This window comes from Bifidobacterium saimiriisciurei, assembly GCF_010667655.1.
In the GTDB taxonomy this organism is placed as follows: Bacteria; Actinomycetota; Actinomycetes; order Actinomycetales; family Bifidobacteriaceae; genus Galliscardovia; species Galliscardovia saimiriisciurei.
Map to the genome: position 1 here is coordinate 174,954 of NZ_WHZU01000005.1, position 16,571 is coordinate 191,524.

The window sequence follows — 16,571 nt, forward strand, 5'->3', positions numbered from 1 at the left end:
GAACGAATGGGCGACGTCGACGATTCGGCAAGACCCGTCGGCCCACCGATCACCAGTGGTTGGCGCCGGGGCCTTCGAACTTCACGTTGAAGCCGCGCTCGTAGTGCAGGTACATGTTGGCGCCGTAGCGATCGACATCGCGGTGGGTGAAGAGCATACGGATCGCGAACGCGGTCTGCACGTCGAGCGGCAGGGCGCGGAACGCCTTGTAGGCATCCCAGCCGTCACGGGCGACGGCCTGATCGGAGACGAACGCGTAGCCGTAGCCGTCCTCGTTCACGTAGCCGAGGAAAGGCAGGTCCCAGGCGTCGTGCTCGGTCAGAGCGGCCTTGTAGTCCTCGACCTTGGCGAGGGCCTCATCCGAAATGCCAAACGAACGAGCCACACGGTTGGCCTCCGCCGTCTTGCGGTCGGCGTAGGCGCCATAAAGTGAGGTATCGACGGTAATCTGCTTGTTATCCGCCATGGTCATCCTTTCCCCTCGCACGCTCACCACTGAGCGCGCGGTTTTCGTTTCGCGTGTGAGATGTAACATAAAATGCAACATCCGACGCTGGTTTGCGTTCATGACATCAACCGGTTTAGTTGATGTGCACAAGTAACACCATACCCCATATTTTTCGCATATCACGACGCGTTCACATGTTTTTAACGCGACTTTTTGAAATTTGTCATATTGCACGTTCAAATGACGAAATGAACATTTCGAATGTTCGTTTTGTGTGCGTATTATCGTGACGAAGCGTTCGAAATCGTTAATTAATAGTTATTTAACCACGCGGTATTCAGCGTGTCGCACTGCAACACTTACAATGGCAGCATGACTGAATCAAGTAGTACCAAGGTCACCACGTCCATTCCAACCGCTGTCTCCGGCGAGTCCTCACCGGACGTACAGAGCGCCTCTGCGGGTAATCCGTCCAGCGCGGGTACTCGCAGGACTTCGGCAAAGGCTTCGTCAACGAAGACGAAGCGCAAAGCCACGACAACCCGCAAACGCCGTTCGGCATCCAAGCCCGCAGCGGACACACCCGACGCCCTGATCGCGGCACCCACCCTCCCCATCGACGAGCCCGGCCAGTTCGGCCGCATCAACGTGCTTGACGTCACCCCGAACGAGGAGGGCGGCCTGTATCCGGCACGCGTGGAGCTCGGCGAGCAGTTCACCGTCACCGCCCAGGTGTTCATCGAGGGACGCACCAAGGTCGGCGCGACCGCCGTGCTGCGCACCCCGCGCGGCAAGATCATGGCCAACCGCACCATGACCTGCGTCAACCCCGGCCTCGACCGCTGGACCGTCGAGCTGCAGGCCGGCGAGCACTCCGACGTCAAGCCGTGGGAGGAGGGCTTCGCCGCCGTCAAGCGCCAGCTCGGCAACTGGACCGTCACCGTCGAAGGCTGGGAGGACACATTCGCCACCTGGCTGCATGACGCCCGCATCAAGGTCCGCGTACACGACTCCGACGTGGAGAACGCGCTGGACGAAGGCGCCGAGCTGCTGACCCGCTGGTCGAAGACCCGCGCCAGCAAGCTGCATGCCGAAGCCAAGAAGACGCTGCAGGCCGCGGCCGCCACGCTCGCCAACAAGGAGCTCAAGCCGGCCGAGCGACTGGCCGCCGCGGACAACGACGAGATCGCCGCGCTGCACGAGTCCAACCCGCTGCGCGACGGCGTGAGCGAGTCCCGCCCCGTGAAGCTCAAGGTCGAGCGTCCGAAGTCCTCCTTCGCCGCCTGGTACCAGTTCTTCCCGCGCTCCGAAGGCGCCTATGTGGACGAGGCCACCGGCAAGATCGTGCAGGGCACGCTCAGGACGTCGGTCTCCGGCCTCGAACGCGCGAAGGCCGAAGGCTTCGACATCGTGTACCTGCCGCCGATCTTCCCCATCGGCGTGACCAACCGCAAGGGACGCAACAACACGCTGGTCGCCGGCCCCGACGATCCGGGCTCGCCGTTCGGCATCGGCAGCGAACTCGGCGGCCACGACACCGTCGACCCGCTGCTCGGCACGATGGACGACTTCAAGGCCCTCACCGCCAAGGCGCATGAGCTCGGCCTCGAGATCGCCCTCGACTTCGCACTGCAGTGCTCGCCCGACCACCCGTGGGTCAAGGAGCACCCGAACTGGTTCCGTCACAAGCCCGACGGCACCATCGCGTTCGCCGAGAACCCGCCGAAGAAGTACCAGGACATCTACCCCATCGACTTCAACGCCGACATGGAAGGCATCGAGAAGGAGGTCGTGCGCCTGATGAACCTGTGGATCGACGCCGGCGTGACCATCTTCCGCGTGGACAACCCGCACACCAAGCCCGTGCGCTTCTGGCAGGACGTCATCGCCGCCGTGACCAAGAAGCACCCGGAGACGCTGTTCCTGGCCGAGGCGTTCACCCGTCCGGGCATGATGCGCGCGCTGAGCTACGCCGGATTCACGCAGTCACACTGCTACTTCCCGTGGCGCAACACCAAGGAGCAGCTCGAGGAGTACCTCAACACCACGAACTGCGACGACGGCTTCTACCAGCACAACACGTTCTGGCCCACCACGCCCGACATCCTCACCGCCTACGTGCGCGACAACGGCATCGCCGGTCACGCCGTGCGCGCGGTGCTCGCCGCGCTCGGCTCCCCCAGCTGGGGCATCTACAACGGTTACGAGCTCATCGAGAACCGTCAGCGCCCCGGATTCGAGGAGCAGATCGACAACGAGAAGTACGAGATCAAGGTGCGCGACTGGAGCCAGGCCAAGGAGTACGGCATCGCCGAGATGCTCACCAGCCTCAACCGCATTCGTCGCGAGCACCCGGCCACGCACAGCTACCACAACGTGACCGTGCTGCGCAGCTCCGACGACAACGTGCTCGCCTTCGTGCGCCACACGCCGGCCGAGTTCACCGGCACCGGCAAGCCGGACACGCTGATCGTGGTGGTGAACCTCGACGGACACAACGCCCACCAGTCGCTCATCCATCTCGAGCTGGGCGATTTCGGCCTGCCGACCGACCGTGGCGTGCAGCTGAAGGACGAGCTCACCGGACGCGAGTTCACGTGGGGCTGGGACAACTTCGTCTCCCTCGCCCCGTGGGCCGACGTCGCCCACGTCCTCAGCGTCCAGTACTGAGCCGCCGGCCGTCAACGATATCAGCCGATTGGATTCGGGTCCGTACCGCATAACGCACGGACCCGAATTCCCGAAATCCGCGATTCATCGTGTCAAACGGTCGCTTTCCCGCCGAAAATCGACCGAAAAGCACCGCGAATCGCGGATTTCGGCACTTACATACCGGTTCTTTCCAGGAACAACGATGTCCCATAATTCCGCCAAATCCCGAACGCATTCCGACATGCCGTGGCGTCTTGCACTTTCCTTGCTCATCGGTCCCGCCTGTTGGCTCATGCCGCATCAAGGCGTCGCCATGATTCTGCTGCCGCAGAAAATCGCCGACATCTCCCCCAACGACAAAGTGGCTTTGGTCGCCGCGTTCTCCAGCACCAGCATGATTATCGGACTATTTTCCAATATATTGTTCGGCGCGTTTTCCGATATCACCAGAACCCGTTTCGGCAAACGTACTCCATGGATAGTCGGATGTTCCATCGGCTCGGCGCTGCTGCTGTACGGACTATCCACGGCATCGTCGATTCCGATGCTGCTGGCATGGTGGTGCTGTTGCGAAGCGGTTATCAACGGGGTGGCGGCCCCGATGATTGCCCAGCTTTCTGACCGCATCCCGGACCGATGGAAAGGGACAGTTTCGGCCTGCTATGGCATCAGCCAAACCATCGGCAACCAAATCGGCATTGCCATCGCATCGTTATATCTAGACAACGTACGATTCGGTATCCGGACGTTCGCCATCGTCGCCGCCATCGGCGGTCTGGCGTCCATGGGAATCGCCGGCGAACCATCAAACCTCACGGAACGAGGCCATCACGTATCCGCACGCGCGCTGATACGTCATTTCATTCCACCGACCCAGAATGCCGGTAACTTCTACAAGGCCCTCATCTCCAAGTTCCTGATGCTCGCAGCATCCGGCATGACCAACAGCTATCTGCTATACATAGCCACGGATTATCTGCATGCGCGTAATCAGCAGTCACTGCTATCCACCACTGCCTCCATCACCTTAATCACGGGAATCACATGCTCCCTCATCGCCGGACCACTGTCGGACCGTCTTAACAGGGTGAAATCGTTTGTCGTCATCGCGTTGCTCATTATGGCGGCAGGGTCGGCGCTTCCTGCGTTTTCCGGCAATGAAACACTTTTTCTCACCGGAATGCTCATCGTCGGCATCGGTATGGGCGTTCATGCTTCGGTCGATCAGAAACTCAACCTGCTCGTTCTGCCCAATCCCGACACGGCAGCCAAAGATCTCGGCGTCATGAACGTGGCGAACACGATGGGAACGCTATGCGGCTCATTGGCCGCCGCCTACATCATCGGAACATGGGGATATCACAAACTGTTCATCGCGGAATGCCTAATCATGTGCATCGGCGCGGTTCTCGCGGCATGCGTCCGAATCGAGCGTCCGAACGCCGTCATATCACCAACCTCGAAAAATGCATGATGACGGTCGTCACTGCGAAAGCGCCGCCACACTATCACGTACGATCAGTTCCGGGGAGAGGATGACACGACGCTGTCGGTCTCGGGGCACGCTTTCATAGTTGACGTCACGATAGCCATAGACCAAATCCATGGCCTTGCACATCATGATGTCGAACGGCTGACGAACCGTAGTCAACGCAGGACCAAGGAACCGCGAGGGAAATACGTCGTCGAACCCCACAACCGATAACTGATCGGGAATGATGATATGACATTTGGACGCAGCCTGATATACACCGACTGCCATCAAATCGTTAAGCGCAAAAATCGCCGTGGGCGGCTCATCCAGCGACAACATCTCCAAAGCGGCATGATGCGCGGTTTTGGGCATGTAGTCGCATTCGCGGATGAGGTCGTCGTTCACTTCGATGTTCGCGGCGCGCAACGCCATCTTGAACCCCTCCAAGCGAGCGCACGAGGCCTCCGAATCATTAGGACCGGTGACGACGCCGATACGTCGATGGCCCATATCAGTGAGATACCGGCCGGCCATAAGGCCACCCGTCCAGTTGTCGACTCCGACTGAAAGATACTCGTCTCCCGCCCCCTTCGGCAAGTCGAAGACGACATAAGGGATTCCATTGTCGGAGAACAGCTGACGCTCTTCGTCCGTCATGTCGGTCAGCATCAGAATGACGCCCAGCGGATTGCGCTCCATGATGCGACGGAACAGCTCATAGCGCCCCTTTGGCTTGGTCTCATGCATGACGACATCAACGCCGAGATCGTCGGCATACCGGGAAGCTCCACGTATCAGCTCGAGGGTGCCGCTACTGTCGATATGGGAGATGACAACATCGATTACATGGGCCACACGTCGATTCCCGACGTCCTTGCGCTCATATCCGATATCCTCGAGAATCGTCTCGATACGTTGACGGGTCTCATCCGACACGTCACTGCGCCGGTTGATGACCTTGGAGACCGTAGACGCGGAGACACCGGCAATTTCGGCGATCTGCGTCACTCGAAGGTTCTTCTTTCCGATGCTATCTGCCATGAACGATTCCCGATCATCGTGAGTGCTATGAATATTGCTTTCCCACTCTATCGCACGCTTTCTGGGTGTTCCTTCGAAATTTGCCTTATAGAGGCGCGAAACATAAAAGCGTAGAAGCGGATGAGGAGAACCGCTTCTACGCCTCCGAGGGCTTCCAGATGACGGAGGAAGAAACATCATCTGAAGCCACGACGCCACAGGCAATTGTCCGTCATGACGGACGGCTACTGCCGACGACGGGCCAGCAGACGCATCACCCCAGCCGTACCGGCCAGTAGTGCGGCCGCTAAGACCAGCCCGCCGACTGCGATGCCGGTACGGGAGAGAGTGCTACGCCGCTGCATGTTTGCGGACTTGCCGTCTGCTGTTCCGGTCTGCCGATGGGAACCGGAAGACGTAGACGCTGACGGCTTATCGGATGGAACCGCAGACGGCTTTTCAGACGGATTGTCCGACGGGTGACCGCCTGGGTTTTCCGACGAGGCAGACACCGTCAACTTCGCCGAGCCCGAAACGCCCGAGCCATCCTTCGCCGTGGCCGTAATCGTCACCGTGCCCACACCTACTGCAGTCACCCGGCCCGAAGCGTCCACCTTCGCGACCTTCTCGTCCGAAGACGACCATGAGACCGATTTGTCCGAGGCATTCTCCGGCTTCACAGACACCTTCGCCCGCACGACCTCACCGACCTTCACGAACGACCTATCCAACGAAACCATCACACCCGACACCGGCACAACAGACGAGGTCGTACGATCTACAGCCAACTGCGCAAGTTGCACCTCCAAAGCACGCTGGGGGGCATCAACTTCATTCTGGGTGGAAGGCTTGTTGGCGAGCGCGGTCTCCGCTTTCGTCAACAGCATCTGCATTACACTCCATTCATCTGCTGGGTATTCAGTTGGCTTGAGCTTCTTGGCTTTCGCAATCGTGTTCTCCAAAGCAGCAGTGGAAACATTTTTACCATCAGCGCTAAGCACATCGCTCAGGTCGTAGTAGTCAAAGTCCACATAACCGCCAATGGTATCTTTGGCATAGTTGAACAGTCCGATACGGTACCCCTTGAAGTGAGATAGGCTCCAGTCATAGCCGAACGGCCCTTGTTCGCCTCCGAGCTTCTGCCAGATCTTGCCATCAAGGCTGTATAGATACTGGACGGTAAGACGACCGCTGCTATTGTCAAGCACGTTGTCGCTCTTAAGCCACACGTTCGTGTTGCTTCCAAGGTCGACCGTGGAACCATCTACAAACGCCTCGGTCTTGTCCCTGTCAATGGTGTCGTCAATGATATTGCCGGAGGAATCCTTCCTACCGTTGTCATAGATTCTCTTGACCACACCCAGTACTCGCTTACCGTTTTCTTGACGCACTGCGGCGTAGGAGAAGCTACGGGTATAGGTGGCGATACCTGCGGTATCACCATCCTTCATATGACTTACATCCATCTTGGTCTCAGCCGACATATCGCCACCAAAAGTGCGCTGCGAAAGCATATTTCGTGCGGTCTCGAAATAAGTGAGATCACCCTTGGTGCCTTTCATATATTTGGCGTTCTTCGATACCTTGTGTCCATTGGTCAGACGTAGCCAGCCATTACGATCGGTCAATGACCAGTATCGATTATCCGGATTGTGAGCCCATTCCCATACCATGTCAAGATTGGAACCATTCGGCTTGTACTCATCCGCCACCGCATATTCCTTGGTGCCGTCCGTCCTCATCGAGACGTCGTCCACAAAGAAGTTCATCAGATCATTTGTCTTGTCAGGCGTCGCCGTCCACGGAGTTTCAAAGAACACTTCGGCACTGTCCGCATCAAAGTCCTTCGGAACGGTGTACGAACCGCTGATCTGGGACCATTCGCCCCTCTTCGCAGTCGCGGACGCCATCACGTAGGCCTTGTTCTTATCCCGAATGGTGAAATTAAATGTTTTGGTGTTCGGACCGTCCTTATATAGCACATATGCGGAAACCGTGTATGTGCCGCCAGCCACTATCTTGCCGGAAACAGACTGAACAGGGCCAGCGCCCGTAGCGGTTCGACCGGTCACTTGCAACGAGTTCGGAGCACTATGGTTAGTGGAGTCAAGAGATATCTTTGCTCCCTCTCTGCCTTCCCATCCGGATTCATCCTTTACCTCACCGTTGGAGATCACCTCGGTTTCACCAGATGCGGGAGCTTCGTCCAAGGTCCACCAATCCTGATCTTGATACGTCTGGTGAGGGGCATCATTGTCAAAATCGTCGGAATTGACGATGCTCTTGAGCCGTACCAGATTTTCCAGATCAGACGGCAACGAGATGGGCTTGTCATAGGTATCGCCGGCGGATACCTTGTTGTCCTTCCCGAATGTAGGCCAGCCGTCCTTGTCCCATGTGGCCGGGATCAAACCGGGAATACGACCATTCGGATAGGTATCACGGAAGAAAAATCCTTCCCAATGAGTACCACCACCTTCTTTATCGGACACTTCCACGAGGCTGCCCTGAGCGAAGCCACCGAGCGTGTATTTCCTAGCCTCATATTTGGAACCATCAAGCAAGTCGGTGGTGCGCAGCAGCATCACCGTCCGACCATCCTTGCCCCAGTAAATAGTCGGATTGTAAAAGTACTTACCGATTTTAAAAATCTGGGAACCTTCGAATCCGGTGGGCACTTCACCCAACGCATCTTCGAATTGCTGGGCGGAGATGATATTCTCATGCGACTCCACCACAGTCTTCATATCATTCTTATCGAGCTTGTACTCGTTAGCGCCGGAGATAATCCATGGATCATCGTTCTCATCAAAATACAGAGAAGGATCATGAAAACCTCTGCCAAGTGCAACCTTGGTCCATGTGCCGTGTTCGATGTCATCAGTGTAGTAGATGAAGGCACCACCCAAATTGTTGGTGTTAAACAGCACATAGAATTTACCATTGTGGTATCGAATGGAAGGAGCCCATTCCCCTTCTCCATACGAGCTTGCACCATTGCGCAATGACGATGCGTCACTCATCGATATACGATCATATACATAGGTGACGATCTGCCAGTTAATAAGATCATAGGATTTCATGACCGGTGCGCCCGGACTGAGCTCCATGGTGGTGCTGACCATATAGTAGATGTCTCGCCCTTCAGTGTTCTTGGGATCGTTCTTGGGCAGACGCATTACACTGACATCCGGAACGTCGGAATTCAACACAGGAATCGAGTAGGTACCGTCGCCATTGTCGGATGTTGTATAGCCGCGATTAACAGTTGATGTCTCAGCAGCCGTGGCCGGCATGACGAAAGCCGTCACACTCATGCCCACTGCTATCGCTCCGGCAAGAAGCCCCGATAGCCGGCGAATAGTATGGAATTCTTTCATAAGACTCCCTCCTCTTTGAGGATGAAAATAGCAAGTGACAGCCAAAAATGGCCAATGACGTTAAGTTATATGATTTTGAGGGACACTGCGAGCCCAGAAAAGAAATCCGCAGGGCCCCTCTGAACATGGAATCTGCACAGAGGAGGAACAGACTCCAAGAACCGATTACGACAGGCAACGCTTGCGACAAATTGCCAACACGACACCAACGGCGACCAGCACAACCGCGATACCAAAGATGCCCGCAACGGATGTTCCGGTTCTCGCCAGCGAACCATTGGACACCTGTCGCCGAGATGTGTTATCGACACCCGAAATGGTGGCCGATGGCGTCTTCCCGCTATTGCCGCCGCCGGCATTGTTACCGGTGCCATCCGATGGGTTCTGCGATGGTTTGTCAGACGACCCTTCACCACTACCCGGCTTTTCCGACGAGTCCGCCGACACCGTTAGCTTCGCAAAACCCGAAACGCCCGAGCCATCCTTCGCCGTGGCCGTAATTGTCGCCGCGCCCGCGCCCACTGCCGTCACCCGGCCCGAAGCGTCCACCTTCGCGACCTTCTCATCAGAGGACGACCAGGAAACGGACTTATCCGAAACGTTCTCCGGGGACACCGACGCCTTCGCCAACACGGACTCGCCGACCTTCACCGCGTCACGCTCCAACGAAACCGACACACCGGAAACCGGCACGACAGTCGGCTCAGGATCGGCCTTGGCGAAGGTGTAGGTCTTGATGTCGAACAATTCGGGGTTCGACTTGTCGGCCTGTGTGGCCTTGAAGGTAAAGAACACGTTGTGCACGCCGGTCACGCCGGAAAGCGCAGCGGTGTAGTCGGCGTAGGCAGAGCCATCGCCGGCGGGAATCTTCACCGTGGCAACGGGCTCGGTGTCGTTGGAGTCAAGACGGACCTCGATGTTGCCACCCACCTTGGCCGCCGCGTTCACGGTGATGGACTTGGCACCGGCCTTGCCGAAGTCGACGTTGGCGAGCGATGTCCATTCACCGTCGTTGATGTTGCCAAGTTTCTGGCCGTCGGCATTGTCGGAGGTCAGGTCGATCACACGCACGCCGGACTTGGTGTCGTAGGCGTCCTGGATGCCGGAATCCCACGCAATGGTGGAGGCGCTGATGCCGCCTTCAGGGTAGGCGTCGAGATTCTTGACCTGATCGAGACCCTTGTAGGTCATGGTGATCGGCGCGATGCTGCCGTCCTTGTTGATGGTAATGGGATCGACGTGGGTGTTGCGGTAACCGCGAGCCTTGTCGAGATTGCCGCCGTCAGTGAGTTCCTTGGCCACGGTCTGCGCATGATAGACCATGTACCAGCTGTTTCCGAGCTGCACCATGGCATGATGGTTGTTGCCACCGACGCTGAAGAACTTGCTCGGGTTGTCCATGATTTCGCCCTGGTACGCGAACGGACCCATCGGGCTCTTCGACGTCATGTACGCGATGTTGCCGTAGCCGATCTTGTTGCCGTCAATGACGTTCTCATGGCTGAAGTTGGTGCAGTAGGAGTAGTAGTAGGTGTCGCCGATCTTCGCGATGCCGGAATCCTCGAACATGGCAGGCGCGTCGATGATCTTGGCATCGCCGACGGTGCTGATCATATCGTCGCCGAGCTGAATCACGCGGGCGGTGTTCGGGTGCTCCTTCTGCCCGTCGGGCACGCCACCGCCGTAGTAGAGGTAGCCAGTGCCGTCGGAGTCGGTGAACACGGCCGGATCGAACAGCCAGGTCACACCGGAGGACGCCTGGGTGCCCCACTTGATGAGCAGGCTGCCACGCTCGTCCTTCCATGGACCGACCGGAGAGTCGGCCGTCAGAACGCCGATGCCGCTACCGCCGTTGGCAAAATACAGGAAGAACTTTTCCTTGCCGTCGATGGTCTTGTGCGTGACGGCCGGCGCCCACGAGTTGCCGGCCCACTTGGCAATGCCTTGGTCGCCCGCCACACGGATGTAGCCTTCATTGCGCCAGTTCACCATGTCGTCGGTGGAGAGCACGTTGATGGTCTTTACATCGGCGAAGGAGTTGTCCTTGATGTTACCGTCGGCATCGTATTCGTAGTCATTAGGTAAGCGACCCGTCCTCGTTGATCTTGGTCGCGTCCCCGGTAGTGTACACGTATACACGGCCGTTGTATTCCATGGCCCAAGGGTCGGCACCGTACCAGTAGTCGATGATGGGGTTGCTGTTGCCCACCTGCTTGGCCGCCTTGGCCGTACCGGCAGGACGTACGACGGGTTCGCTCGTCTTGCCGGTCAGGGTGACGTCATCGACGATGAAATCACCGGTCTTGCCGGTGCCGTACACAGTTTCGATGACCAGCGACGGATTCGAATAGTCACCGTTGCCGCCCAGTGCGGCAGTACCCTTGATTTCAGTCCATGCGCCAGCCTTCACGGCGGCGGAAGCAATCTGTCCGCAGCCGCTGCCGTTGCCGGAGCAAATAGTGAAGTTGAACGTGGCGTCCTCGGTGGACTTAATCCACATGCTGCCGGTATAGCTTTCGCCCTTGGTGACCTTGCCGTTCAACGACTGGATGGCACCGGCGTCGGTGCTCTTGCGATCAGTCACCTTCAGAGCCTTGGAACCACCGTGGACGTCATCCGACACAGCCGTAATCGTGGACTTGGACGCGTCCCACACGGTTCCGGACTTCCATGACGCCGTATCGTTCTCGAAATCACCGTTGGCAATCAGATTGACGGCTCCACCGTCAGCAGCTGACGCTGTCTCGGCTCCCATCGGCATCATCACTGCGACGAGACAAATCACAGCCGAAAACGCCGAGACAACGGTCCGCGCAGAAATCCGATGGATTCCCCTAGACCCTATGTGCTCCATAAACACTCCTCCACCGGTGGCCCGACTCCTCGAGGATGGGACACCGATTTCCTCATATCGTCTCGTCGCCGAGACTGCTCAGCACAGCGGCAATTTCGGATGGTGTTCCTAACTGCCGATGTGAACGCTCACCAACGAGCATCGCGAAAATAATATATCGAATTAGCGAATTTCGTCAAATTATTTCGAATCTTTTCGAGAAGAATTATTCAATTCTCAAAGTTCACGTATATGCGCTGTTTCATATTTTCGAAATTTTTATATCCGCTGACTACATACTGCCATCTACACACACCATCGCCTAACACATTTCGAAAACAGCATATTCATCGACCTTAATTGCCGTATAACGAAACGCACACGGCAACATACAGATCTCAATACCCGAATCTGCGATTCATAACACCAAACAGATGTTTTCCACTTCGAAGACATCCAAAACACACTGCAAATTACGGATTCCGGTGCTTCAGTCATCACAGTGAGGGGCTGGCCTATTCGCCGTTCTCATGAATGGGCCAGCCTGTCATATCTGATGATTCGTGTCCAACACCTTCGCGCATGAATACCGCGATACTCATATTCTCGACGATTCATGCCCCCATATAGTTACGCACAAATGCCAAGACACGTATACTTCTAACGATTCACGAAATGCATCGCCACGCATGAATCGTCGAATATACGGGTATCCACCGATTCATAAGCAGACGTCGTGCTCACGAATCGCTGGATGCATGCGCATCTGTCGATTAGTGTGCAACGATATCGTTCGCCAATCATCACATACTCCTATATCCGACGATTCATGCATGAACATCCGGCTTGTGAATCATGAGATATAGAGACGTCGACCCATTCGCGGATGCCAAAGCTGCTCAGGACTTCCAATATGAACTCGCATCTGCATATTCGTGAGTCAACACCCGTTTCGCGAATGCCGGTTACGCACATATCGATTGATTCGTGAGATACGGACGACCATGATTACTCTCGTATACGACGTATAAAACACGTAAGACGCACAAAGATCCAGAAGAGGCATGCCGAACTCGGACTCGGGGGGGGGGCAAGGGCGCGTCCCTCTACCGGATGCGCCGTCCGGAAAGAAATCAATGGCATCTTCGACGAAATGAAGACGGCGGGATTCGCGGCCGTATGGTGCTTGGCCTGACGAAATTCCGCTTCCAATCCCCCATTTCCCAGCCAAACGCCAGCGAGTCGGCGCGGGATTGAGTATCCTTGGATTCGGTAACACACAATGTCAACTCATATAAAGGAGAAAGACATGGCAGAGACGTTCAACGTCGTCGTCGAGATCCCGCGCGGATCGAAGAACAAGTACGAAGTGGACCACGAGACCGGCCGCGTGTTCCTGGACCGCGAGCTGTTCACCGCGATGGGCTACCCCGATGACTACGGCTACATCGACGGCACCCTCGGCGAGGACGGCGACCCGCTCGACGCCCTGGTCATGATCCCGAACTCGGTGTTCCCGGGCTGCGTAGTCGAGTGCCGCGCCGTCGGTCTGTACCACATGGTCGACGAGGCCGGTGGCGACGACAAGGTGCTGTGCGTGCCGGCCGACGTCCGCTACGACAACATCAAGGACATCGACGACGTCTCCGAGTTCCACAAGGCCGAGATCAAGCACTTCTTCGAGCAGTACAAGGCCCTGGAGCCGGGCAAGGAAGTCCTGCCGGGCGACTACTGGACCGGCGTCGACAAGGCCGAGGCCGAAATCAAGGCCGCTCGCGAGCGTCTTGCCGCCTCCGAGAAGTGATTCCCGCTTCCAGACGTTCTGAAACGTTCTGAAAAAGCCCGCCGAATACGTTCCGGCGGGCTTTTTTCATCCGAACGACAACATCATGTCCGCTGGCCTTACATGCTGCTATCATCACTGGTTGTCCATTGCGAGCGACCGATGAACGGCATTCGTCTGAATTCAAAGCCCCTTTCATGGCAGTTTGTTGTTGCATCGCCACCGAGGCGTAGGCCCGCCACAGGCGGAGTCGAGGCCCATTCCGCGGCTTGAAACCGGCGAAATGAACCAAAGGAACATCCACACGTGATCGTTGAGATTCTTCTTATTGCAGTTTCCGTTTCCATGGACGCGTTCGCCGTCGCCATCGGCAAGGGGCTGACGGTGAAGCATGTGACCGCCGGCCAGCGCGCGACGGTGGGTCTGTGGTTCGGCGGGTTCCAGGCGCTGTTCCCGCTGCTCGGCTATTTCGCCGCATCCACGTTCAGCAAATACGTGACGGCCGTGGACCATTGGATCATCTTCGTGCTGCTGGCGTTCATCGGCGGCAACATGATTCATGAGGCGTTCGAGGAGGATGAGGAGAACGCCCGTGAGACGGCGGCGTTCGACTGGCGTCATATGCTGCCGCTGGCCGTGGCCACGAGCATCGACGCATTCGCCGTGGGAGTGAGCTTCGCGTTCCTGCCCATCAACATCGTCCTCGCCATCATCATCATCGGCGTGACGACCGGCCTGTTCTCGGCGGCAGGCCTGAGCATCGGCAACGTCTTCGGTTCACGCTGGCAGATGCCCGCGCAGATCGCGGGCGGTGTGGTGCTGATTCTCATCGGCCTGAAGGTGCTGCTCGAGCATCTCGGCCTGCTGCCGTGGTGACGGCTACAGCATCCAGTGCGTGACGCAGGCGGCCACGAAGACGAGGTATCCGAAGAGCATGACCGGCAGCATGCCCATGCCCATCCATGCGAAGGGCGCGGGATGTTCGAGTTCCTTCCACCATGAGGTGGATGCCACGAGCAGCAGCACCGCGGCCGCCGCGAGCACGATGAACACGGCCCAGCCGATGGCGGAGTCGGCCTGCTTCGACGACATGTCGTTCATCAATGCCGGAAGGAACACCCAGCAGGTCGATCCCAACGCCGTGACCGCCGCGGTGAGTCCCGCCGACATCGAGGCGATGAGATGGCTGCGGACCTTGCGCAGCATCTGGCGAAGGAACGAGACCACGACGATGGCGGCGAACGCCACCACGAGGAACAACGCCCAACGACGGAACGTGGCGTCGGTGTAGAACTCGCCCTGCAGCGCGAAGATCGCAGCCACGAGGAACACGACGGCGGAGAAGACGCGGCCGAACACCGACTGCCTGCTGTCGCCGGCGAACGGCCATCCCACGATCATGACCATGCAGGCGCTGGCCGCGAGCATGCCCGAGCCGACGATGCCGCCGGGAGTCTCCATGCCGAGGCTGTACACGATGCCGAACATCAATGCGTAGGCGGCCAACTGCGCGATCACGACGGTGAATTCGCCGTGCTTGGTCATGCCGAGCTGACGGCCGGATGCGCCACGCGCCGTCCCGTCGTCCCGCTGCGGCTTCTGCTTCTGCGGCTTCTCCCAGCTCCTTGGCTTGCCCATTGTTCCGCCTTCCTGCATTCCTGCGCATCGTTCCTGCGCGCCGACGGCCCGATACGCCGCCGGCAGTCCGCTCTCCATACTCTCACCACGGGTGCCCGTCAGGGAGCCGTCCACATGCTGGCACAGGTCATCGTGCCGCCGAAGTGCCAGTAGACAGCGGGTTTACAATCATTGTTAAACAAATGTAATAGCATGCAATCGAATTGATTAACACAAGCTCCTTACAATGTTGCCTGTCGTCGATTCGAAATCGCAAGTTTACAGTATTGGGGAGTTAAGCCGTGACCGATCTTACCTTGATGACCAGCGCTGACGACCCGGCGTCCGTGCTGCCATCGCTGGCCCTGCTTTCCCACCGCGTGCGGGTGCTGCCCATGGATGCGGCCTCGTTGGTCAAGATGCCGGAGAACACCATTCTCTTCCTTGACGCCCGCGATGATCTCGCAACCGCGAAGACGCTGTGCCGTCTGATTCATGCTTCCGGACTCTCCACTCCCATCGTGCTGATCCTCACCGAGGGCGGATTCACCGTGGTCACCTCGCAGTGGGGCATTTCCGACGTGGTGGTGGCGAGCGCATCGCCGGCCGAGGTGGAGGCGCGACTGCGTCTGGTCTCCGAGCGCGGCAATTCGTTCTCCTCGGCGAGCGCAGCCAAGCCCGCCAGCGAACAGACGCAGGAGGGGCAGATCCGTTCCGGCGATCTGGTCGTGGACACCAACGGATACACGGCCTCGCTGCATGGCCATCCCATCGACCTGGCGTACAAGGAGTTCGAGCTGCTCAAGTATCTGGTGCAGCATCCGGGACGCGTGTTCACCCGCGCCCAGCTGCTGCAGGAGGTGTGGGGCTACGACTACTACGGCGGCACCCGCACCGTGGATGTGCACATCCGTCGTCTGCGCGCCAAGCTCGGCGGCGAATACGAGCATCTCATCGGCACCGTGCGCAACGTCGGCTACCGCTTCGATCCGCCGGAGGACGACGAGCAGGACGAGAACGCCAAGGCCGCGGCGCATTCCAAGGCCGCGTAGACGGCCGGCGTCGGCGCCTGCCCACTCAAGCCGATGACATCACACGACGGCATCACACGACGGCGGACGCGGTCATGACGTTCCGATAAACCGGTTCGTATGGCAAGGGAAACGAAGGCCGCGCGACTGGCGCGCATGCATGAGGAATACCGCATACTCTGCGACGAGATTCCCGCGCCACAGTGCGCCCTGCATTTTTCGAATCCGTTGGAACTGCTCGTGGCCACCGTGCTCAGCGCGCAGACCACCGACAAGCGGGTGAATTCCGTAACCGGCGAACTGTTCCGCCGCTACCCCACGCCCGAGGACTAT

Annotated in this window: 11 protein-coding genes and 1 pseudogene; 6 read left to right on the forward strand and 6 right to left on the reverse strand. The window is 58.1% G+C overall.

Annotation, left to right across the window (positions count from 1 at the left end; genetic code table 11):
- Window positions 1–49: 49 nt before the first annotated feature.
- Window positions 50–466, reverse strand: a complete 417-nt coding sequence (locus GFD18_RS04625; protein WP_100510141.1) for a glycerophosphodiester phosphodiesterase — start codon at window positions 464–466, stop codon at window positions 50–52.
- 354 nt (window positions 467–820) lie between these two features.
- Between GFD18_RS04625 and GFD18_RS04630 the strand changes: the two genes are divergently transcribed.
- Both GFD18_RS04630 and GFD18_RS04635 read left to right on the forward strand, forming a co-directional pair.
- Window positions 821–3,118, forward strand: coding sequence for an alpha-1,4-glucan--maltose-1-phosphate maltosyltransferase (locus tag GFD18_RS04630; RefSeq protein ID WP_163198361.1), 2,298 nt, complete (start codon window positions 821–823; stop codon window positions 3,116–3,118).
- Between the two features lie 295 nt (window positions 3,119–3,413).
- A complete protein-coding gene (locus GFD18_RS04635) occupies window positions 3,414–4,574 on the forward strand; it encodes an MFS transporter (RefSeq protein ID WP_163198363.1) in 1,161 nt (386 codons plus the stop codon).
- 9 nt (window positions 4,575–4,583) lie between these two features.
- On the opposite strand, the gene GFD18_RS04640 is transcribed toward GFD18_RS04635, so the two are convergent.
- The 4 genes and pseudogenes from GFD18_RS04640 to GFD18_RS04650 all read right to left on the reverse strand — a co-directional run.
- Entirely contained in the window at window positions 4,584–5,615 is a 1,032-nt protein-coding gene (locus tag GFD18_RS04640) for a LacI family DNA-binding transcriptional regulator (protein WP_163198366.1), read from the reverse strand.
- 224 nt (window positions 5,616–5,839) lie between these two features.
- A complete protein-coding gene (locus GFD18_RS04645; protein ID WP_318644319.1) occupies window positions 5,840–8,890 on the reverse strand; it encodes a beta-xylosidase family glycoside hydrolase in 3,051 nt (1,016 codons plus the stop codon).
- Between the two features lie 249 nt (window positions 8,891–9,139).
- Window positions 9,140–9,667 carry an Ig-like domain-containing protein gene (locus GFD18_RS11055; protein WP_318644320.1) on the reverse strand — a complete coding sequence of 176 codons (528 nt, stop codon included), beginning with the start codon at window positions 9,665–9,667 and terminating at the stop codon, window positions 9,140–9,142.
- Window positions 9,659–11,738 (reverse strand): annotated as a pseudogene (locus GFD18_RS04650) (family 43 glycosylhydrolase); the annotation flags it as partial. The pseudogene GFD18_RS04650 and the gene GFD18_RS11055, both read right to left, overlap by 9 nt.
- A 1,378-nt stretch (window positions 11,739–13,116) precedes the next feature.
- Between GFD18_RS04650 and GFD18_RS04655 the strand changes: the two are divergent.
- Window positions 13,117–13,611 carry an inorganic diphosphatase gene (locus GFD18_RS04655; RefSeq protein WP_100510147.1) on the forward strand — a complete coding sequence of 165 codons (495 nt, stop codon included), beginning with the start codon at window positions 13,117–13,119 and terminating at the stop codon, window positions 13,609–13,611.
- 285 nt (window positions 13,612–13,896) lie between these two features.
- Window positions 13,897–14,466, forward strand: coding sequence for a manganese efflux pump MntP (locus GFD18_RS04660; RefSeq protein WP_163198372.1), 570 nt, complete (start codon window positions 13,897–13,899; stop codon window positions 14,464–14,466).
- Between the two features lie 3 nt (window positions 14,467–14,469).
- Here the strand turns inward: GFD18_RS04660 and GFD18_RS04665 are convergent, their stop codons facing one another.
- Entirely contained in the window at window positions 14,470–15,228 is a 759-nt protein-coding gene (locus tag GFD18_RS04665) for a hypothetical protein (RefSeq protein ID WP_163198374.1), read from the reverse strand.
- A 281-nt stretch (window positions 15,229–15,509) separates the two neighbouring features.
- Here GFD18_RS04665 and GFD18_RS04670 point away from each other — a divergent pair, with 281 nt between their 5' ends.
- A complete protein-coding gene (locus GFD18_RS04670; protein ID WP_100510150.1) occupies window positions 15,510–16,259 on the forward strand; it encodes a winged helix-turn-helix transcriptional regulator in 750 nt (249 codons plus the stop codon).
- A 99-nt stretch (window positions 16,260–16,358) separates the two neighbouring features.
- Window positions 16,359–16,571: endonuclease III domain-containing protein (locus tag GFD18_RS04675; protein ID WP_404801604.1), on the forward strand; the 213-nt coding region annotated here is incomplete at its 3' end.

What these genes read in the sequence shown, in the direction of transcription:
- GFD18_RS04665 (WP_163198374.1), bottom strand. Translation starts at nt 15,228, where the DNA reads ATGGGCAAGCCAAGGAGCTGGGAGAAGCCGCAGAAGCAGAAGCCGCAG.
- GFD18_RS04645 (WP_318644319.1), bottom strand. Translation starts at nt 8,890, where the DNA reads ATGCCGGCCACGGCTGCTGAGACATCAACTGTTAATCGCGGCTATACA.
- GFD18_RS04640 (WP_163198366.1), bottom strand. Translation starts at nt 5,615, where the DNA reads ATGGCAGATAGCATCGGAAAGAAGAACCTTCGAGTGACGCAGATCGCC.
- GFD18_RS04655 (WP_100510147.1), top strand. Translation starts at nt 13,117, where the DNA reads ATGGCAGAGACGTTCAACGTCGTCGTCGAGATCCCGCGCGGATCGAAG.
- GFD18_RS04635 (WP_163198363.1), top strand. Translation starts at nt 3,414, where the DNA reads ATGATTCTGCTGCCGCAGAAAATCGCCGACATCTCCCCCAACGACAAA.
- GFD18_RS04625 (WP_100510141.1), bottom strand. Translation starts at nt 466, where the DNA reads ATGGCGGATAACAAGCAGATTACCGTCGATACCTCACTTTATGGCGCC.
- GFD18_RS04630 (WP_163198361.1), top strand. Translation starts at nt 821, where the DNA reads ATGACTGAATCAAGTAGTACCAAGGTCACCACGTCCATTCCAACCGCT.